The sequence below is a fragment of the Gemmatimonas sp. genome (genome assembly GCF_044345575.1).
Taxonomy (GTDB): domain Bacteria; phylum Gemmatimonadota; class Gemmatimonadetes; order Gemmatimonadales; family Gemmatimonadaceae; genus Gemmatimonas.
On the sequence record NZ_JBIJAW010000325.1, the window covers coordinates 1 to 3,664 of the forward strand.

The following is a 3,664-nucleotide window of genomic DNA, read 5'->3' on the forward strand; positions in this document are numbered from 1 at the left end:
AATATTCTGCTGGCGCTCGCCGCGGCGGTGCTGGGGATGTACTTCGTGCTCGTGCTGCAGTTCAATTCGTGGATCGAACCGCTCGCGATTCTCGCCTCGCTGCCGCTGTCGGCGGTGGGGGTGGTGGGGGCATTGTGGATGGCCGGAATGACCATCAACATCATGTCGCTCATCGGTGTGATCCTGCTGGCGGGCGTGGTGGCGAAGAACGCCATCCTGCTGCTCGACTACGCGAAACAGTTGCGCGAGGGAGGGAGTACGCTGGCCGACGCGTTGGTGGAATCTGGGGCGACGCGACTGCGTCCCATCGTGATGACCACGGTGGCGCTCGTGGCCGGCATGGTGCCGGTGGCGATAGGCAGCGGCGAAGGCGCGATGTTCCGTGCGCCGCTTGGCATGGCGGTGATCGGCGGTACCATCAGCAGCACGCTGCTCACGCTGCTCGTCATTCCGGTGGTGTACGCGTTGCTCGACGGCCTGCGTGAGCGGCTCCGGCCGACACTCAAGGCGGCGCATGTCTGAACGCGCCGTGCTCACGCGCATCACCCGTGGCGAGCTGCTCACGCTGCTCGCGGTAGCGGTGTTCGCGGAGATGCTCACCGTCGGATGGATCGCGGCGCTGCTGGGGGTAGACGGTGGGCGCGCGTCGTGGACGCAGGCCATCGGAATTGCCGCGGTCGATCTGCTCGCGCTGTTGTGGGTGCCCATTCCGCTCTTCGCCGCGTTCGACCGTCTTCCGGTAGACGGGGCTGATCGGGGTCGCAACTGGCTCCTGCGGGGCGCGAGCTGCGCGGCGCTCATGGCGCTGTCGTCGGTAGTGTCGTCGTTGGCGTTGCGTGGTGCCGGTCGGGCGTTCGGTGTGCCCGACGATGTCGTGAGGGCGCTCGTCGAAGAATATCCGGAGCAGTTGTTCTGGTCGCTCTGCTCGGTGGTGGGATGCAGTCTGGCGTATCTCATACTGCGACGACTGCACGTCGCCCGCGATACCGAGCTGCAGAACGCCGAACTGCAGCGGCTTGCGCTCGAGGCACGTCTCAGTGCACTCGCCGCAGAGCTGCGGCCACACTTCCTCTTCAACGCGTTCAACAGTCTGGCGGAGTTGGTGCATCAGGACCCGCAGCGGGCGGAGGCCATGCTGTTGCATCTGTCGTCCCTGCTGCAGGCGTCTCTCACGTCGGCGCAGCAGCGCACCATTTCTCTCCAGGAAGAGCTGCGGTACATCGACGACTATCTCGCCGTGCAGCAGATGCGTTTCGAGGACCGTCTGCAGATCACACGCGATGTCGATCCGGCGGCGCTCTCGTCACGGGTGCCGCCGCTGCTCCTGCAGCCCATCGTGGAGAATGCGGTGGTGCACGGTATCGAGGGGCGCGTGGGGGCCTCGCAGTTGCGGCTGCACATCCGCTGTGTCGAAAAACACCTCGAGGTACAGGTGGACGACGATGGTCCGGGCCCTGACGGCTCTACCCATCATGGGACGGGCACCGGTTTGCGGAACGTACGGGCGCGACTGAGTGCGCTGTACGGCGACGGGGCTACAGCCGTGCTGTCGGCGCGCGCCGAGGGAGGCACGCGGGCGTTGGTGCGGCTCCCGCTGGATGTGGCATGAACACGCCGCTTCGCACGCTGGTGGTCGATGACGAATCGCTGGCCCGGCAGCGACTCAAGCGATTGCTGGCCCAGGATACCCGTGTGCAGGTGGTGGGCGAAGCGGCCGATGTCCCTGCTGCCCGGCTGCAGATGGCCCAGCTTCGTCCGGCGCTGCTCTTCCTCGATGTGTCGATGCCGGGGGAAGACGGCTTCTCCCTGTTGCAGGAGCTGCCCGCCGAGCTGCGTCCGTTCGTGGTGTTCGTCACGGCGCATGCGGATGCGGCGGTACGCGCGTTCGATGCGCGGGCCACCGACTTTCTCGTCAAGCCCGTACGCGCAGAGCGACTTGTTGAGTCGGTGACGCGTGCCGTGGAGGCGGTGAGCGCACGGACGCCCGCGCAGCCGGTGTTCGGCGATGAGATTCGCGCCGAACTCGCGCGCCTTGTGCGCGATGTGGCGGGAGGCACTGCCTTACCTGCTGCCCCCCTCGTGCACTTTGCCGTGACGGTGGGGCGACGCACCCGCTTCGTGAAGGTGGATGAGGTGGACTGGTTCGAGGCCGACGGCAACTACATCCGCCTGCACGTGGGGCGCGAGCAGCACCTGGTGCGCATGACGATGCAGAAACTAGAGCAGAGCCTCGACGCGCAGCGCTTCGTGCGCGTGCACCGCTCGTACATCGTGCCTCTCGACCGCGTGCGCGAACTCGTGCAGCTGCCGTCGGGCGAATACGAGCTGCGGCTGATAGGCGAGCATGCACTGCCGGTGATGCGCACCTATCGGGACCGCTTGCCGCTCGGGTAGGCGCTGGGCAAAGCTCGTCGGGGATCACGGGGGAACGGGGAGCACGGGGAACCACCAAAAACAAAAATGGGGTGCCCGGTTGGACACCCCACTCCATAGCTGTTCCCCGTGTCTCCGTTCCCCCGTGGGCTCCGACGGGCTGTTCACCCCAGCCCGTCGACCGCACCGAACCCTCAGTTCCGCCGAGCCACACCCGGCTTCGTCGCCGGCTCACTCGCCGCGATCGTGAACAGGTCCTTCTGCGCGCCGGCCTTGCGCATGATCTCCATGGCGCGGCGCAGCTGGTTGTCGTCCTTGAGGCTCCGGCGGCGCACGAGCGTGTCACCGAAGGCGATCTTCGCCACGCGCTCTTCGATGAAGCGGTCCACGTCCGTCGCGCCCGCGTCCCATACGGCCTTCTCGATCTTCACCGTGTCGGCCTGCAGGCGACGATACACCTCGTCGCGCCACGCCGGGTTCATCGCGAAATCGGGCTTCACCTTCCCCTTCTGCTGCTCGGCCACCGCCACGACGTGCGCCTGATACTTGGCGTAGTGCGGCAGCAGCGCGCGACGCAGCGTCTGCTCCGGCGTGCTCAGGGTGTCCGACTGCACGATGAAGTCCGGCGTGATGGCGCCGCCGCCGTACACCGTGCGGCCGCCAGCGCTCTTGAACATCGGGCGCGCCTTGCGCACCGAGTCCGACTCGAGGCTGTCGGGCATCACTTCCACGAACTGTCCATCCGCGTTGAGCTTGCGCTCCTTCTGGATGCTGCGGCCGCTCGGCGTGTACCACTTGCCCGTCGTGATCTTGAGCGCGTAGCCGCCGTCGAGGTTGTACACGCTCTGCACGAGCCCCTTGCCGAAGCTCGTCGTGCCCAGCACCAGCGCGCGGTCGTAGTCCTGCAGCGCGCCGGCCACGATCTCGCTGGCCGACGCGGAGCCGCCGTCGACGAGCACCGTGAGCGGGATCTCGGGGGCGAGCGGGTCCTGCTCCGACACGAACTTCTGGAACTCGCCGCGGCCGCGCACCGAGAGGAGCTCCTTGCCGCGCGGGAGGAAGAGGTTCGACATCGAGAACGCTTCTTCGAGGATGCCGCCCGGGTTGCCGCGCAGGTCGATGATGATCCCCTTCGCGCCCTGCTTCTGCAGCTTCATCACCGAATTCGCGATGTCCTCGGTGGTCTGCTCGGAGAAGCGCTGCAGCGGGATGTAGCCCGTCTTGTCGTCGATCATCATGCTGTACGGCACGGCGGGGGCGCGGATCTCGGCGCGCTTGAAGCTCAGCTTCA

General features: G+C 66.8%; 4 protein-coding genes. 3 read left to right on the top strand and 1 reads right to left on the bottom strand.

Translation table 11 applies throughout. From position 1 onward, the window contains the following. The 3 genes from ACIQ6O_RS14435 to ACIQ6O_RS14445 form a co-directional block, all read left to right on the top strand. A partial coding sequence (locus ACIQ6O_RS14435; RefSeq protein ID WP_396208480.1) for an efflux RND transporter permease subunit occupies positions 1-522 on the top strand: 522 nt, incomplete at its 5' end. Next, entirely contained in the window at positions 515-1,609 is a 1,095-nt protein-coding gene (locus tag ACIQ6O_RS14440) for a sensor histidine kinase (RefSeq protein ID WP_396208481.1), read from the top strand. The genes ACIQ6O_RS14435 and ACIQ6O_RS14440, both read left to right, overlap by 8 nt. After that, the gene (locus ACIQ6O_RS14445; RefSeq protein WP_396208482.1) at positions 1,606-2,394 is read left to right on the top strand and encodes a LytR/AlgR family response regulator transcription factor; all 789 of its coding nucleotides are present in this window, start codon (positions 1,606-1,608) and stop codon (positions 2,392-2,394) included. Before ACIQ6O_RS14440 ends, ACIQ6O_RS14445 begins: the two co-directional genes overlap by 4 nt. A gap of 173 nt (positions 2,395-2,567) precedes the next feature. On the opposite strand, the gene ACIQ6O_RS14450 is transcribed toward ACIQ6O_RS14445, so the two are convergent. Next, a partial coding sequence (locus ACIQ6O_RS14450) for a S41 family peptidase (protein ID WP_396208483.1) occupies positions 2,568-3,664 on the bottom strand: 1,097 nt, incomplete at its 5' end.

Excerpts from the sequence above, each read along its gene's own strand:
- ACIQ6O_RS14445 (WP_396208482.1), top strand. The coding sequence starts at position 1,606 with ATGAACACGCCGCTTCGCACGCTGGTGGTCGATGACGAATCGCTGGCC.
- ACIQ6O_RS14440 (WP_396208481.1), top strand. The coding sequence starts at position 515 with ATGTCTGAACGCGCCGTGCTCACGCGCATCACCCGTGGCGAGCTGCTC.